Source organism: Priestia sp. SIMBA_032 (genome assembly GCF_046535215.1).
GTDB classification, from domain to species: Bacteria; Bacillota; Bacilli; order Bacillales; family Bacillaceae_H; genus Priestia; species Priestia aryabhattai.
This window is the reverse complement of the sequence record NZ_JAWRXD010000922.1, coordinates 1-262: the sequence shown is the minus strand read 5'-3', so window position 1 is coordinate 262 and position 262 is coordinate 1. Positions and strand designations below refer to the sequence as shown.

The 262-nt window shown below is 70.6% G+C and carries 1 pseudogene; it reads right to left on the bottom strand.

Annotated features, from left to right (window positions below):
- Window positions 1-262 (bottom strand): annotated as a pseudogene (locus SB717_RS37030) (hypothetical protein); the annotation flags it as partial.

Sequence of the window (262 nt, the reverse complement as noted above, 5' to 3'; positions counted from 1 at the left end):
GGTTTGTCGCCCCGAACCAGAACTGGAACAGCGGCACCATCGCGAGCAGCGGCAGCATGCGAAAGATGTGCAGCGGCGCGGCGAACATCTCCCTCGCCACCCGCGACCAGGAGATCGCCAGGCCCAGCGCGACTCCGATCACCGCCCCCAGGACGAGCCCGACGACCAGGCGCGAGAGCGTCAGCACCGTGTGGTAGGACAGGGCGAGCACGGCGCCGAGCAACGTGCGCTCGCCGCCGTCGATCGGCGTCGGCGCCAGCCA